The 16,178-nt window shown below is 41.8% G+C and carries 11 protein-coding genes and 1 tRNA gene; 1 reads left to right on the forward strand and 11 read right to left on the reverse strand.

Annotation, left to right across the window (positions count from 1 at the left end; all coding sequences use genetic code 11):
* Positions 1-33: 33 nt before the first annotated feature.
* The 3 genes from Q7O90_RS06860 to Q7O90_RS06870 form a co-directional block, all read right to left on the reverse strand.
* Complete coding sequence (locus tag Q7O90_RS06860; protein ID WP_304128839.1) at positions 34-1,953, reverse strand: glutamine synthetase; 1,920 nt, start codon at positions 1,951-1,953, stop codon at positions 34-36.
* 47 nt (positions 1,954-2,000) lie between these two features.
* Positions 2,001-4,973, reverse strand: a complete 2,973-nt coding sequence (locus Q7O90_RS06865; protein WP_304128840.1) for a UPF0182 family membrane protein — start codon at positions 4,971-4,973, stop codon at positions 2,001-2,003.
* Between the two features lie 71 nt (positions 4,974-5,044).
* A complete protein-coding gene (locus Q7O90_RS06870) occupies positions 5,045-7,618 on the reverse strand; it encodes a zinc ribbon domain-containing protein (protein WP_304128842.1) in 2,574 nt (857 codons plus the stop codon).
* A gap of 600 nt (positions 7,619-8,218) precedes the next feature.
* Here Q7O90_RS06870 and Q7O90_RS06875 point away from each other — a divergent pair.
* Positions 8,219-8,294: transfer RNA gene (locus tag Q7O90_RS06875), tRNA-Lys, on the forward strand.
* A 211-nt stretch (positions 8,295-8,505) separates the two neighbouring features.
* On the opposite strand, the gene Q7O90_RS06880 is transcribed toward Q7O90_RS06875, so the two are convergent.
* The 8 genes from Q7O90_RS06880 to Q7O90_RS06915 all read right to left on the reverse strand — a co-directional run bounded on the left by Q7O90_RS06880 (position 8,506) and on the right by Q7O90_RS06915 (position 16,177).
* Positions 8,506-9,438, reverse strand: a complete 933-nt coding sequence (locus Q7O90_RS06880; RefSeq protein WP_304128845.1) for a CHAP domain-containing protein — start codon at positions 9,436-9,438, stop codon at positions 8,506-8,508.
* A gap of 1 nt (position 9,439) precedes the next feature.
* On the reverse strand, positions 9,440-9,778 hold the full coding sequence (locus Q7O90_RS06885) for a phage holin (protein ID WP_304128846.1): 339 nt from the start codon (positions 9,776-9,778) through the stop codon (positions 9,440-9,442).
* 3 nt (positions 9,779-9,781) lie between these two features.
* Positions 9,782-10,084: a hypothetical protein gene (locus Q7O90_RS06890; protein WP_106057874.1), complete on the reverse strand. Its 303-nt coding sequence runs from the start codon at positions 10,082-10,084 to the stop codon at positions 9,782-9,784.
* 64 nt (positions 10,085-10,148) lie between these two features.
* Positions 10,149-10,466: a hypothetical protein gene (locus tag Q7O90_RS06895; protein WP_273280508.1), complete on the reverse strand. Its 318-nt coding sequence runs from the start codon at positions 10,464-10,466 to the stop codon at positions 10,149-10,151.
* A 21-nt stretch (positions 10,467-10,487) separates the two neighbouring features.
* Positions 10,488-11,375, reverse strand: coding sequence for a hypothetical protein (locus tag Q7O90_RS06900; RefSeq protein WP_304128853.1), 888 nt, complete (start codon positions 11,373-11,375; stop codon positions 10,488-10,490).
* 24 nt (positions 11,376-11,399) lie between these two features.
* Positions 11,400-12,437, reverse strand: coding sequence for a Gp37-like protein (locus Q7O90_RS06905; RefSeq protein ID WP_304128855.1), 1,038 nt, complete (start codon positions 12,435-12,437; stop codon positions 11,400-11,402).
* A gap of 2 nt (positions 12,438-12,439) precedes the next feature.
* Positions 12,440-13,273 (reverse strand): phage tail domain-containing protein, encoded by an 834-nt coding sequence (locus Q7O90_RS06910; protein ID WP_304128857.1) that lies wholly within the window; start codon positions 13,271-13,273, stop codon positions 12,440-12,442.
* Positions 13,274-16,177, reverse strand: a complete 2,904-nt coding sequence (locus Q7O90_RS06915) for a tape measure protein (RefSeq protein ID WP_304128858.1) — start codon at positions 16,175-16,177, stop codon at positions 13,274-13,276. It lies immediately after the preceding gene.
* Position 16,178 lies beyond the last annotated feature (1 nt).

Below are 16,178 nucleotides of genomic sequence, written 5' to 3' on the forward strand. Positions count from 1 at the left end.
TAACCCCCATATTATCGTATCTTCCTAAATCTATTAAAATAAGTTCTTAATATAAGTGCTGTACGCACTTCTAAGCTCCTCGATTTTCTCCTGAATAAGCAGCTCATATCTAGACGCCGCATCAAAATCCGCAGAATCAATCGCTTCTCTCGCAAGCGTCAAAATCGATTTGCTATCGATGGAGTCCTTGCCGAGCGCAATGCGCAGGCTGTTGACCCTTCTCCAGTTCATTATATCATAATCAGTCGCTTCGAGCTCATTATGTCTCTTCTTGCAGTTTCTGACAAAATCCATTGAATTAGGCAAAATCCTATCGCGGAACTCCATAACCCACTTCATAGACATCTGTGCACGGTATGACATAATCACATCCTTAGCCGTCTCATCTCCGCCTGTAAGCTTAGCGAGTTCATCTTCGTGTGTGTCAAATGCCTTCAAATTCTCCCATACCGTAGCAGGTGCTTTTCCGAAAAGCTTTTCTCTCTCTCTCTTCGTGAAGCATTCGAAAACGTTGAGCTCACTCCTATATTCCCTGTCCTTTGCTAGATAGAAGTCTTTTTCTCCTGCTTTTTTAGAGATAGATACTGCGAGTTCTGTTGGTGTCTTGCCATTAGAGAGAACCGCCTCAATGCCATCTAGCATAAGCATGAACGACGCTCCCACAACCAGATAAGTGTTGCTATGAGGGTTAGGCGACCTGAGCTCAAACCTTGTAGCCATAGGGTTGTTCTGGTCTCTGACTAATCCGATCAGAACCGTTCTATTTCTAGAAGGTGTTACGCAGTCCTTACCCAGCGAGGTTACGATGCAGACCGGAGCCTCGTATCCTGGCTTTAGCCTTCTAAATGCATCATGCGTCTGTGCCACGAAAGGATTTAAAAGCTCGTAGTTATTTAAAATTCCCATGAGCGCTCCGAATCCAACAGGACTCATATATTCGTTCATTCTATCCTTTGACTCAAATAGATTTACGACCTTTCCCGACTTAAGCCTTGCAGATACACCGAGGTGAGTATGTTCTCCGCTACCTGCAACGCCTGGCATAGGTTTTGCAAGGAATGTTACCTCCAGGTTGTTAGCCCTAAATACATCCCTCACTATGTGCTTAATCTGACCTTCATTATCCCCAGCCTGCACTGGCGATGAGTATTTCCAGTCAATCTCAAGCTGCTCCATGATATGGTCATAGCTTCCAGAATTGCCCATCTTAGCTCTTACTCCGCCGACCTCCTTGTGTCCCATCTCGACACCGAAGCCATAGCGGTCAAGTATCTCGAGCGTCTGCTCAAGAGCTGTATTTACAGGTCCTATAGTCCTCTTCCAGTACTGCTCCTTAAGCTCCTGCGAAGTGGAAAGCTGATCTCTGTCCGCTTTGTCATCTGGGGTTTTTACCCAGAACTCGAGCTCAGTTGCACTAGTTAGGTTAATCTCTTCAATATCGTCTATCGAATTAATGCCGTCTAGGTACTCGACTACATATGGATACTGCTTCAGCATCTCCATGAGTCTTGTCTTGAACTTGCGTATAGAATCCTTGCAGAAAATTCTCGATCCAACCATCCTATCATTGTTGTGTCTTAGGAATGATGGAATCCTCAGTGTACCGACTGGCAAGCCGGTCGCAAAATCCATGTTGCTGAAATTATACTCGACGTACCAATTCACATTCTTATCTGGAAGTATGTCAACTCTGGCATTCGCAAGATTTGCAATCTCAGGTAGCGCTACGCTGGATCCGTCGGTCTGAACACCGTTTTCAAGAAGCTTCTCCATATCATCGATGAATGTCTTGATAGGAATTTTCTCATCCGTAAAATGACCACCAAGGTCAACGCCCGCAAATGACACGAACTTGACCTCCGTATGTGCACGAAGCACATTTGCTACCGCTTCAACTCCATGTTCTTCAGCAGGAATTGTAAAGAGCATCTTTTCCAAATCGAAATTTATCATAACATCTCCTTATCTCGCAAAGTAAAAAGTAATTTGATCCTAGCTTCCTATCCAGCAAGCTGATCGAGATATCCAGACAGCTCATCTAGATACTCGCCATAAGCCTTCCAGTCCCCATTTTTCTGGGCCTTCACGGCATTATCATACGCCTCCTTGGCTTTGCCAATCAGCTCTTTCTGGTTACTGGAGCCACTAGCCCCATCGGAACCTCCTGAAGAATTGCTGCTAACACTGCCCGAATTCCCTGCGCCATCTCCAAATAAACTCTCAAGCGCCTCATCCAGTGTAGATGCGTATGCTATCTTGTCTCCGTAAGCGACTATTACCCTCTTAACCTCAGGTATCGCTTGATTTGAGGCCTCGAGATATACCGGCTCTACGTACATTATAGAATTATTTACAGGAATTATAAACATGTCGCCACGTTTATACGTAGTCCCTGATGAATTCCATAACGAGAACTCCTTGGCAATCTCAGAGTTCTGATCTATCTGCGCTTCAACCTGCATTGGACCGTATACGGTCTTGTTCTTAGGGAACTTATATACAACGAGCTTGCCGTATTCATCTCCGTCATTTCTCGCCATCATGATCGCCGTCATGTTCTGCTTCGACTTAGGAGTGAACGGAATCATATTTATAAACTCTTCACGCTTTTCTCCCGGTAGATTAAATATGAAGAAGCTCGAACTCATCGGTCTCTCTTTTGTGCCATATATCTGATTTGCAACATCCCAGAGATCTTCCTTCTGATAGAAGACCTTGACTTCATTCATATGATACTTGGTGTAAGCACCCGCCTGGATATTGAGGAGCGTCGATGGATACTTAAAATGCTTCTTCAATCCCGAAGGAATCTTATCCTTACCCTTGAATAGCGTCGGGTATATCTTCGCATACGTCTTTGCAATCGGATCCTTATCATCCACAACGTAGTAATTTACATCTCCATTGTAAGCATCAACAACCACCTTGATCGAGTTTCTGATATAATTCGTAGTCCCAATCTGACCCGAATAAGGCTCAGAATACGGATAGTTGCTGCTAGTCGTATACGCATCTATAACCCAGTACAGCCTACCATCCACGATGGTCATGTAAGGGTCCTTCTCATACTCGAGGTACGGCAAAATTTTATTTACCCTCTCAAGAATATTTCTATTGATGATTATCCTCGAATCCGAGTTGATATTCCTTGACACGAGCATCTGCATGCTTCCCTCTCTGATTGAAAACAGCAGTCTGCTTAAAATTCCGAGCTTTATACCTGCCTTGCCCTTGTACTTGGTATACTTGTTGTTATTCCCATCTGGGTAATCGAATTCCTGCTCATCCCCATTGACGATTATATAGTTGTTCGTGAGCTCACCGAAATAGATCTCAGGTCTCTTAATCTTTATTTCAGGAATATTTGACTCAGGTGGAATATTTTTTACGAGCACATCCGGTTGTCCGCTTGAAGTTACGGAGTTAACCTTGGATAGCGCAACCCCATAACCATGAGTGTACTTCAAATGCTTGTTAATCCATGTATCGCTAATCTTGGCTTCGTTAATCTCACGCGCCGACAGATATACCTGCGTTTCAGAACTATTTATATCGTATCTATCCACATCTACATCATTGAAATCGTAATACTGGCGAATACTCTGGGTTTGATTGTAGTAGTCCTTTACAGGCTCATAGTCGTTGATTCTGATGTTACTGATAGTTGGTTTGTTACTAGCTATATCTGCAGCTGTCAGATTGTTCTGTGCTGCAAAAGAATCGACCTTAACCTTGTCTAGACCGTACGCATGATTTGTATATTGGATGTTATTCTTGATGTATTTGCTTTCTTTGTTGATTTCATCTGGAGCAACTATCAGGCTCTGAACACCTACTTTAAGAATAGTTCCGAGGAAAAGCACCCCTATTATGAGCATCGGAACTCTAGCGAGCTTAAGATATTCTTTCTTATGCACGTGCCTTACCAAGCTAATCGCCCCAACTACCGCTAAAATCATAACCAGCAGATATACTTTTTGCGTAATAGCAATATCCGTAAATCCAGCACCATACACCGTTCCAGTATGTGCATGTAAGAGTGTGAACTGCTTTAATACGAAGTGGATTCCTAGCATAACGTAGAAAACAACGCCTAAAATCATCGCCTTACCAGAGGCTAGGCTAAATAGATGGTCCACATTTGACCGATTGACTTCGCGTTTATTCTCTCTATGTTTCTTAGCTTGCTCCTTCGCTTTACCCGTAAATCCTTTTATGACTCTCGCGACATCATCTAAAGGGTCTCTCTTGCCGAACGGAATACTATTATCGGGACGTCCTCTCCTAACTTCATCATCTGCCGAAGCTTCATCTACTGCCTGTGCCTCTTTCGCTGCATCATCTGCTTCAAGATCCTCAAAGACATCCTTCTTGTCGAAAATATCCGGTTTCCTTACCGAAAGCAAAACGGCATAGTAAATTAACGTTACAATAACCACTCCGACAATAACGAATATCGCGATTGAATTAAGCTTAGTTAAAAACTCAAGTTTAAATATATAGAACGAAATATCTAGTCCAAAAATTGGATCCTTTAATCCGAACTTTGAGGAGTTCGCAAACATGAGAAATGATTGCCACGTGCTCGTAGCCGATACAAACGCTGCCACAACTCCGAAAATCACAGATATTACCCACGATAACACGTTTAGCTTGTGCATATCCGGAATTTCGTGTGATTCTATCTTACTAAAATATCCCTTTCTAAGGCTATTTAGATAAACTCGCACCAAAAGCCCTGAAAGCACGAATATTACAATCCCGAGCTTTAACTCTGTTGCAAGCTGCGTCCAAAAGACTCTAGTAAAGCCAAGTTCTCTAAACCACATCCAGTCTGTGAGAAAACCGACACTTCTACCGACTATAACTATCACAAAAATTGCTATAACAAGTAGCTTTCCAAAGACATTCCTTCGCTTACCTTCACCATTAAATGTGTACGTAACTTTTCCTTTTTTCTTATCCTTAGCCATAATTTCTCCAAAAACCACATAATGCAGCGGTAGCCATCAAGCCTGCCGCTGCATATACGTATAAATCACCCTTATAGTAGCAATTCAGAATTATCACCCAGCGATGCGAAATTTGTAAACTTTCCAATCACTTCGCTGATTCGCTGCGCAACACTGCTGTCCGGCGCAAAGTTAAGTATTAGTATCACAACCAATAGCAGAACTAGCAAGATTGCTACGATAACCGCAATTACCGTTAGAACTCCGCCTTTGCGCGACTCTTCATCGTCATCGTCGACTACAGACGGTGCTACACTGCTTGCCTTACTTGCCGTATTAACTGCAGCCTGAGCTGGCGAACTAACTAGAGTTGTCGCAGCAGTAATAGGTTCAGTAACATTAGCGCTATTACTGAGTTCTGATCCTGCATCCTTCTTTGCTGCTTCAAGCTTAGCTGACTCGGCCTTAACTGCAGCTTCGACTGTCTCATGATGGGCTTCAGATGGAGTTTCTTCAGTTTCTTCCTCATCCTGATACTCAGCTAGCACATCCTCCATAAGCGTATAGTCAGCACTGCCATCTTGCAGTTTCTTATATTCCTCATCAAGAAGCTGCTGGAACTCTTCATTCTTACGATAGAGAGTATAGAACTTGTCTATCTTACGAGTTGCCTCCATCCCTGCATCATCAACATCTGTACCAAAGAGATCCTTCTGTAGATCGTCAATCGACATAACCTCTTCTTGATTTAGATCCTCGTTATCCTCTTCCACAGCTGAAGTGTTAGCATCTGCTACATCTTCTGCAGAGAACAGCATATCAGCCTCTTCATCTGGTTCATCATCAATTGTATCGAATCCTAAAGCAGCCAATTCTGCCTCTAAGCTAGTTAAATCAGAGCGAGCCCCTGTCTCTGTAGCATTTGCTTCAGTCTCCGCCTCAGCCTTCACCTGTACAGGCTCCTGCACTAGTTCTTCGGCCGAAACAACTTCTCTTGCTGGCAGTTCAACTGTTTCTGAAGTGTCTTTGCCGAGAAGTTCTGCTAGACGCTTCTGCAGGTTTGCAATTTCACTTTCTATAGCCTTTGCAGCTGCTAGCTCAGCATCCTCAGCCTTTTCAGCAGGTGCTGAAGCTACCTCTACGGTTTCTGATGCTGCATTTACGGGCTCTGCCAGTGATGGTTTTGAAGCTATTTCTGCAGTTGGTTCTGAAACTGGCTCCGCAGCAACTTCTGTAGCTACTGGCTCCTCTTGCTCTTTTGGTTCAGTCGAAGTTTCCGAAACTGCTGCAACTGCTTCTGTAGCTGCATCATCACTAGTATCATGCGAATCAACTGCTTCAGCAGTCTCTAATGCCACCGGCTTATCAGCCTTTTCTGTCTCTTCATCCATGTATAGTTCAGAGTAGTTGACAGGCTCCTCATAAGGAACATCTATGTCATCATTACCGAATGCGAAATCATCTGCTTCTGCTGTAGATTCAGTTTCAGGTTCAAGTTCGTAGTCCGTCTCTGGCTCTTTGTTATCATCTGTAAGCTCATCGTACGAGAATGTCTCTGGCTCATCATCGTCATCCTCATCATCGAGATCAAATTCCTCAGCTTCAGCGCGTTCCTGTGCACGCGAAACCCTGCTTGGCTTCACGTAGTCGAGATACTGGCTTACAGTCTCCTCATCTTCATCTGTATCTTCAATATCAATATCAAAGTTGAATAAATCATCGTCTGATTTGTCTGCATGAACATCTTCTTTATCAGCGTCCTCATGGTTACCGATAAATGCAGAAAGCTCTGTCTCAAATTCATCTTCTGGAAGCTTAAACTCGTCCCTAGTGTCAGCTGCGGACACATGAACCATATCATCAACGAAGTTATGTGGTGGCTCTGCTTGGAACACTTCCTCGTGCGACTTGCGGCGAGCACTTAGATACTCATCAAAATCCGCAGAAGCTGCATCTAGTCTATGCGAAACTTCCTTCTCATCCATCTCGCTTGCCTGCTTCTCCAGTTCAGCAACGATATCGTCCTTGAGTTCTGTGTATCCCTGAGTGTGCTCCCTTTCTTCATTAGGTAGAATAGAATCACTAAAATCAGAGTCAGCCGAAACGGATGCTTCTTCAGCTTCCTTCGCAGCCTTCTCTCGCTCTTCTTTTTCCTGCTTCATGACCTCTATGAAGTTCATAGTGCGTCCGTGACCAGATGCCGGAGCAGCTGCGGAATCACGCTTTAGAATTTCCTCGAGGGAATCCGGCTCCTCAGCCTTATGCGCAGGCTCAGCAGTATTGTGCCTATCCCGATCATTATTAACTGAACTGAACGACTGTGTTACGGTTTCAGCTTCCTCATCGTCAATCCCAGTTGTCTCCCAAGGGGATCTGATTTTCTTAGTAGGTTTCTTATGGCTCTCCTCAATTACAGAGCTCCAATCGAAAGAAACCGAACTTGTTTTCTTCTTAGGCTCCTTAATCTCTAAATCCTCGGATCCGAAATTAAAGTCGAACTTCGTAGAAGATTCTCTCTTGTCCATCATATTTCCTTCTCTATTCGACGAACTAAACGCTGTATGTTCGTGTACTGATGGTTCTGCATCAAGGCTCAATCTTGCACCACATACACTGCAAAATTTAGCGCCTTCTGTTACTTCATTGCCACAATTGCTACAGAACATTGTTACCTCCCAAATCCACTAAAAACACTCGAGCGAGAAACTCGCTTTTGTGCTGGTTGTCAATCTTCTATAAAGATTCATTGGAAATTATACAACAAGGATAAGTTAATAGCAAGATTTCGCTTGCGATTAGTGGAATTCGCGCAATAAATACATAATTTTATACAAAATTATCGTCATTTTGTACTATCTTTTCCGCCTTTTTTATGATAACATTATCCGTCAAGAGGCACGCGCAACATCAATAGATAGGAATTAGTCCCACCCGTGTTCCTATTTATTGTGGAAATATTGTATTTCCTGCACCTGTTTTAAATCGCGCTGCTTCTTTTTTTATTGTATCATGATTGATTTTGCTAAGGTTTAGTTATTGTGATGAATTGAAATGTTTTTAACGTATTTTATAAATACATTTGTGTATGAACGATAAGATATAAGCAAATAAAATTGCTTATGCACATCACACGCCCTATCTGAATGCATGCGCAACTAAACGCTTAAATTAAATTCTAATTTAATTCGATTTATTTCAAACTTTTTCTTGACTGCCTTATAAATCAATGCTAGACTATATAAGCTGTTAAGCAAACAACCTAATATGTGTGATTAGCTCAGCTGGCAGAGCACCTGACTCTTAATCAGGGTGTCCAGGGTTCGAACCCCTGATCACGCACCACGTAAAACATCGTAATTCCAACGAGTTACGGTGTTTTTCTTTATTGTTAGAGTTTACCCTTATTGTCGATATTACCACCTAATACCACATGTCGGTGTGGTACAAAGTGTGGTATTTTTTTCATCATATTTGAGATAATAAAAAAGAGAGGGCATAGCCCTCCCTCGTATATCTATTCTCCTCATCTGCTCTATTAATACGTAAATATCAGCTACACAACGCTAATAGCTCCGTCTTTGTCTGCTTTAATGTCTACCGTTCCATCAGTGATAAGAGTTCCGTCTTTGACAGCAAAGACAGCATTATCGCCCATAACTAATCCTTTTTCAACTCTACTGCCATTATTGTTATAGAACTGCCACTCGTTATCAGTTTTTACCCAACCAACCTGCATAGCTCCATCAGAGTTAAAGTAGTAATTTTTGCCCGATATCGCATGCATACCATTTATATAGGCACTTCCGTCGTTAGGTTCTAAATAATACCATTTATCACTAATTGACAGCCACCCTGTGTGCATCTTGCAGCTGCTATCAAAGTAGTACCACTTGTCTTTGATTTGTTGCCATCCAGTAACCGCATAACCCGAGCTATCAAAGTAATACCACGCACCATCTAACTGCGCCCAGGTTGATTTATAGTAGTTACCTTCTTTAGTTCTATACCACCAACCCTTGGAGTCTTGTATCCATCCTACAGTTGGAGTGGTCGAGTAATCTGGCCTATAAATATTTCTGATGTTCTTTGCATATCTGATTCTTATAGCTACTCTTGAACCGCTTGTATTTCCCTCGAGCGTTGTAAGTGTGCCATTCGCATTTCTCTTTATAACAAATCCTATGTGGTCTCTAGAACCACTTCCAGAATTGTTTCCCTTACCGCTCCAACAGAATATCACGATGTCGCCAGCTTGAGCTTCTGATAGGTTTACCCACTTCAGATTTTTACTACACCAAATCTGCGCATTTGCAACGTTGTTATTCTTTTCCCATTTAATTCCTAAGTGGGAGAGTACGTATGACACAAAGACTGCGCACCACGCCCATCCTCTGTACGAGGATGAGCCATAGTACCAATCTGCGAATGTCGCAGATCCTTGTCCGAGGAATTTTCTAGCATACTCTATAACTTTGTTCCCATTCATCTTACACCTCCTTGTCTGTTGGCGCGTCTGATGGATCGTGTTCCTCTTGTAATATTGCTGTAAATCCTGGTGTATGTTCTCCGCCAATCTCGCCTCTAGGCTTTTTGTAAGTCATAGCTAGGTCACTATCTCCTATGCCTTTTGTCGTAGGATCTGTAATAACCCCAAGCATACTCAAAAGTCCTAGTATAGCTGTTACAATCTTAGTAACATCTGTCTGAGGAATAGGAAGCTTAATTCCTAGTGTTTCACAAATCATGTACCCTGTGGTTACTGCTGCACCAAGGAACATAGCTACCCATTTACCATTCCGGAATCTAATCCTCCAATTTATCTTCATTTCCTACTTCTCCTTCCTGTTTTCCAGATAACCGATTCGTTTTTCATGTTCGTTTAATCGGCTATCGTGTTCATTGTGTTTCGTCCACATGCGTGCATGTGATTCCTGATCATGAGCTTCTTGAGCCTTTACATCATCTTCAATCTTCGAAATATTTTTACTAAGTATTTCAACTTGAACTGTAAATGCTGATACGGATTTATCCAGCTTATTTATCGGTTCGCTTACTAACTTGCTAAGGCTATAAATCAAACCTGCTAATGTTGATAATCCTAATATGATTGTTCCTAATGCTTCTGGTGACATTTCAAACCTCCTTTCTTTGACCATTAAAAAAACTGGGCTTATAACCCAGTCTTATTAGCTATTTTTATTGGTACAAAACATTAATCTCAAAGACCTGCTTTTGCAGTCCTGTCACTCTTCCGTTGACTGCAATTTCAACAGTTTTCTTCGAGCTATCCCAAGAATAACCATAAAATACCGCTGTCCATATATCATCAGCGCCAGCCTTATGTAAAGGATGTACTTGTGCTAGCAGTACCTCACTATCTTGTGGAATTCCTAGCTCCGCCATAGATATCGACGACATTGCTACACCACCGTTAGTCGCTATTGTTACGCTTTTGTTTGCAACTTTCAGCTGTAGTAAACCATTACCCCCACCATTAACTTTGCCTATTGCCATTATTACGTATCCTCCTTCTGATTAAACGGTAACTTCTTTTGTTAGCCTTATTACTGGGATTGTAATATTGCCAAATGTATTTTTTGAAACATACACTCTTACAAACCCTGATCGCGTCTCACAAATTTCATAAACTAGATCACTTTTCCCTGATTCTAAATAAATATCTGGGATGTGTTCTTCTGTACAGCGATTAATAGGTATATCAATTCTAAAAGGATATTTAGCATACGTATTATCTTCAACAGCAACAGAGCCGTATATTTTGACATCTGTTTCAATTGTTATCATTTTAGACATGCTATTTCGTAGTTTTCCTGCAGTGGTTCCATCTATAGCTGAACTTAGTAGATTCTTAATCTCATCGATTGCTAAATCCATTACTCTTGTTGTAGTGATACCACATAAGTTGTAATTTAGGCGCGTATCTGTAATGCGCTGTGCAGATATTGCATTTGTACCCCTAGCTACAAAGATTTCAGCTACACACAACTCATATGTGCTGCTGTTTCTTGTCAACTCAGGAGCCGATGGATTCGCAGATGGAGTCCCTTTAAGGATATACCAATCCGTTGCTCTTACATCAAGGGCATCATTATGCCTAACAATAACTCTATCTATCCTATCCAAACTTTCATCTGCTGCCTGAATTGCAAGGGTCCTACTCTCAGTGGATAAGCCTCCTGAGTGAGGGTCGTCATCGTAACAAAAAATTCCTCTAATTCTGCCCATACCAGGACTCACCATAACTGACATCCCTACTCCCGGAGTAGTTTCCCATCCACCTGGATATACTCCATCTGTCCAGTTTGCGAATGCCTCAATTCTATGGTCACTCGCTCCAGTCAAACGGTCCCAAGGAGGGTTTGCCGATTGGTCATATATTGATTGATAAGGAAATGCTCTCATATCTCACCTCTTCATTTCTTCTCTTTAACGTTTAACTCTTTTATGCCCCAGTGTTATAGTATAGGTCTGTGTATTCTTTTCCCAAACCTCATGAACTTCTATAATCTGGGCCTCATATGTAATCCCCACTTCTGGGATTTCCACCAACACAATATCTCCAAGATCGTAATCTATTAGATATCGACAACCTGCTATCTGTAGTGGTGTAACTTCTATATCTCTAATTACATAATGATTTAAAAGTTCAAGCTGACACATCTGCACAATTTGCGCTTTAATTTTAGATTTGTTAGATGCTGTAATATCAAGTCCTTCAGGCATAGAGAAGTCCATTGACATCTCTTTCTGTTTAAACCTATCCTCAACTTTAAGAGTGCTTATAAAAGAATCTGTCTCATAGTATTTGCCACCTACATAGGAAGTTCCACTGTACCCTTCTTTTACAACATCATCTGGGATTTCTACATACCCTGTACATTTATGCTTATAAACCGACATGTCTTGGGAATAGATAATCTCTTTTGCATTGCCGATACCCTTTGAAAATCTTATTCCAGTCTCACGCGGCTTTACAAACTTAATTTCCCAGCCACCATTCCAGTTGATCTGAAATGATTCCTGGTCAAGAGCCAAGATTCGATACATCTCCACTCCAACGTCAAGACAGCGTGTCATTACTTCATCTCTCTGCTTCATAGACTCACTATCGTTTGCTTCCTTAATACCTTTACCATTTAAGTACGTCATGAGCTGGTCATTCATGCGTTTTGATGCAACAATTGTCATTCCATGACCCGTCGTAGCATCATTGGCCATATCCTCTGCAAACTTGCCTTCCGTTGTAACATATCGACCATTTGGATCAGATTTGTACGAGGGCTTGTATACAATACCAACCTCTCTGCGACCTTCGGCCATTATGTAAGCAGCTTCAATATAATGCTTTGACTGCTGATAGAGCGTAAACCCTCCGGGTTCTGTATTGTTCCTATCCCATAGAAGTTGTATATACTTTAGTTCTCCTATGCGGTTCATATTTTCGTCAAATGCAAATACTTTCATAGCTACATATCTCCGTTATACAACTTATGATAATTGACAGTACCAAACATCTCCTTGTTGCTGACTAACACGTTATCACCCGTCTTTAACATAGGTTCACCAAGCACAATCATATCCTTCAGCACATTCTTACCATCTAGTTGATAAACTCCATTTTCGGAATCTATAAATAGAGACTCTCCTGAACCGACAGTTCCGTTGTATTTGATAAGCGCATCATTGATTTTCACTTCAGGATTATCAACTGCACCGTGAATTGTGATTGTAAATAGTGCCGGCGCATCTCCGTCGTTATATACGTAAACTGTTTTATTTACGTTGATTCTCTCAAATACAGTATATGCATTAGCCGGTAGATTTTGATTCGGTTCAATAAATGCATACGGATAATGCCAGAGTGCAGATTGGGTGTAAAAGTTTCTTACAGTATCATCAAGTGACTTCCAATATGGATCAGCTGCATAAAAAGTAATCTCAACCTCTTCATGAGAATATAAATCCTCTGTATGCTTAGGAGTCAGTAATTCAGCATCTAGGTAAACCTCTCTGCCATTAAAATACGACTCCACTCTGAATTTATGAAGCACATTAAAAAAAAACTCCATAAATCTTCGTGAAGCCGTTATCCCTGTATGACTTGTAATTTTATATTTCAGAGTCCTACCTTTAACTCTTTCTCCTGAATGCCAATCACCATATCCACTTCCTTTCGCATCGTAGTAGTGTTCAACTTCTACGTTACTTGTACCAGTCTTACTGAGCAGTTCGTAATCTTCTGCACCATCTCCTATATTCATGATGGCGCCATCGTCTCTGATAAACTTCAAAAATATCATTTATGCATCCACCTCCAATCCCAAACGAGCTAATTCAGCCAATCTGTCACGAGCATCTGCAGGTGTGTAAACTCTTTCATGGAAGTTAATCTCTTGCGTTATTGGTCTAGCATTAATCTGTTCAACCTTGTCTATGAGTTTATCGAGTAATCCTCGTTCTTTTGACTGCATCATAATTGAGGTCCTAGCTTGCACTGGAAGCGTTGTTCCTTTCGCAGCAATAGGAATGTTAATTTGCTTTTTTACACCAAGTCCTATGGTGACAGGATCAACCTTCATAGCAGCCACTGTATTATTAGCTACTTGTCTAGCTTTCTTATACAGAGCCTTTGACTCGCGCATCATGCCAACTCCCACACCTTGCGTGATTGGTGCTCCGACAAGCCTTGCCGTTTTCCTTGATGGAGAACGAGACTCTATTGCTTTTTTCATATTATCGACAACTGCATTCGCTATCGCTATACCTGCAGCAATAACCTGTGCTTTTGCTGCAAGTATGCCGGATTTAATACCTGTACCTGCGTTGTATCCGACGCCATAAAATGAAACACTACCAGCACTTGATCGCGCTGCATTCATGAGGGATGACATAGCAGATGAAATTGTACCTCTCCATCCATGAGGAGAACTTGATAGCTGAGATAATCTAGGAGCAAATGCGCCTTTAAGATTTGCTCCTCCTGCAGCGTTGTTTGCAGCAGATACCAAACTATTCATTGCAGCTTTAATTCCACCAGCATAATTTTTAGGAGACTCTGATAATTTATCAAGCTGATCATCAATAGATATATCTGATTCCTTGATGCCCTCTTGTACGCCGCCCATCATATCCTTAGTTGCAGCTTTCATCTTTCCACGATTACCTTTGACTCTCGCAGTCTGTTCTCCCAGCTTAGAATCTATAGCAGCTAGCTCTTTTTGTTTAGCTTCTGCAGCAGCCTTTACGTTATCTGATCCAGTCTTCTTATATAGCTTATTCAATGCCTTAAGCTCTTCAGCTGTATCTTGCCTTTGCTTTCGAAGTTGTTTCTTGTTCTTTTTGTTGATATCAGCCATCGCTTGAGCATGACCATCAAGTACTGCATTAATCTTGGAGTAATTACCTTTTTCAAACTCAGCAAGTGCTTGTTCATATCTGGTAATATCCTTATTGTATTTGTTAACTTGGGCTGCCGCCTTGCTTTTGGCCTTTATGAGCTTTGTCTGTTTCTCTTCGTATTCGCTTACCTGCCTTGCAGACATCCTATTAATTTCGGCTTGAGATTTGGTATGCTTATCAAGCTCTCTGCTAGCTTTGGTGTATGCCTCTGTCGATTTACGAATATTTCTCTGTGCAGTCTTATACGATTCCTCATATGCATCAAGCACAATTTGAGCTCTTTTCTTAACAAGGTAGTTATCTATGGCCTGGCTAAGCTCACCATAGTTCTTAATTACTCCATTCTGCATGCTGATTTCAGCACCTTGGGATTGCAATATCGATACAATAGCAGCAGCTCTGCCTTCATAGCCTTTTTTAACACGTCCGGATGCATCCACGATACCATCAAGCTCTCTCTTGAGATTAATAGCATTTTCTACTTCCGCGCCTTTTTGAACCATATCATTTGCAGCGGCTTTTCTTTGGCTGTTATACGCCTTCTCCGCTTCTTCGTTAGCCTTAGCAAGTTTAAGAACTGCACTGTAATCCTTATCCGCTTCCAAAGCGTGTGCCTGCATCGTCTTCTTTGCCAGCTCCACTGCTGTTACAAACGCCAGTACACCAACTACTATAGCTACATAAGGGTTGATTCCGGCCATTACAGCTTGCGCTCTACCTAGAGCAAGAGTTTTTGCTTCTGCAATTGTAAGCTTCTGAGTCAACAATCCAACCACTACACCAACACCGGATATTTCCGCCTTTGTGCCTTTCAAGCTCAACCGCGCAATAGCCGCCATCTCAATTTTGTATTTCTTTGCTTCTAGCAGTCCTCTACTCCAAAGACCAGCTAGTGCACCAGCGCCAGAAGTTACTCTTGGTGCTACATATAAACCTGCAATAAGAGGAGATACTATCTTGAGAACATCAATAAGTGTTCTTACTCCAGCTACAGTCTTTTTTACGTTGAATTTATCCACGAATTTGATAGCGTTAGGAAGAAGCGATGACTTAATTATGTTGCTTACGCTCTCCATTGCTTCGCCAAGTTTCGCGTGGACATTATCCTTTAGGGTCGACCAAAGACCGATTACAGTTTTTGACTGTGTTTTCATGGCATCATTAAACTGACCACCTGCAGATGTTGCTGTCTTCATAGCATCCGCTACCATATCAAAGGTGATTTGACCTTTTGCCATTTCATCCTTCAGCTGAGCCATACTCTTTCCGGTCTTCTTGGATATGATAGTAAGCGGGTTAAAGCCTGCATTAATCATCTGTAGTAAATCTTGCCCCATTAGACGACCCTGTGACTTAACCTGGCCAAATACCAGAGCCAATGCCGAGAACTTCTCCTTGTTACCAAGGGATATGTCTCCAAGCATTTTGAGGTCACCTTCTATCAGATTGACATTCTCTCCAAAAGCAAGGAGCGTTTGGGATGCATTAGCCAAATCTGTCATTTCAAAGGGTGTTTCTGCAGCGAACTTTTTAAGCATTTGCATGTGCTTTGTAGCTTCCTTTGTGCTACCAAGCATTGTTTTGAAAGACTGATAGTACTGCTCCATTTGAGCGTTATACTTAACACCGGATACCATAGCAGCTGTAATAGCTGTTCCCATAGCTATAGCTCCGCGTTTTGCATATTTTGCAAGCTGATCTGTAAGCTTACCTCCCATGCCACCTATCTTTTTAGCGCCCTTATTAAAGCCACCTGAGTCGAGCTTTGTATTGAACATCAGATATCCTGCATATTCTTGAGCCATA

The organism is Mogibacterium diversum (assembly GCF_938028775.1).
Classification (GTDB): Bacteria; Bacillota; Clostridia; order Peptostreptococcales; family Anaerovoracaceae; genus Mogibacterium; species Mogibacterium diversum_A.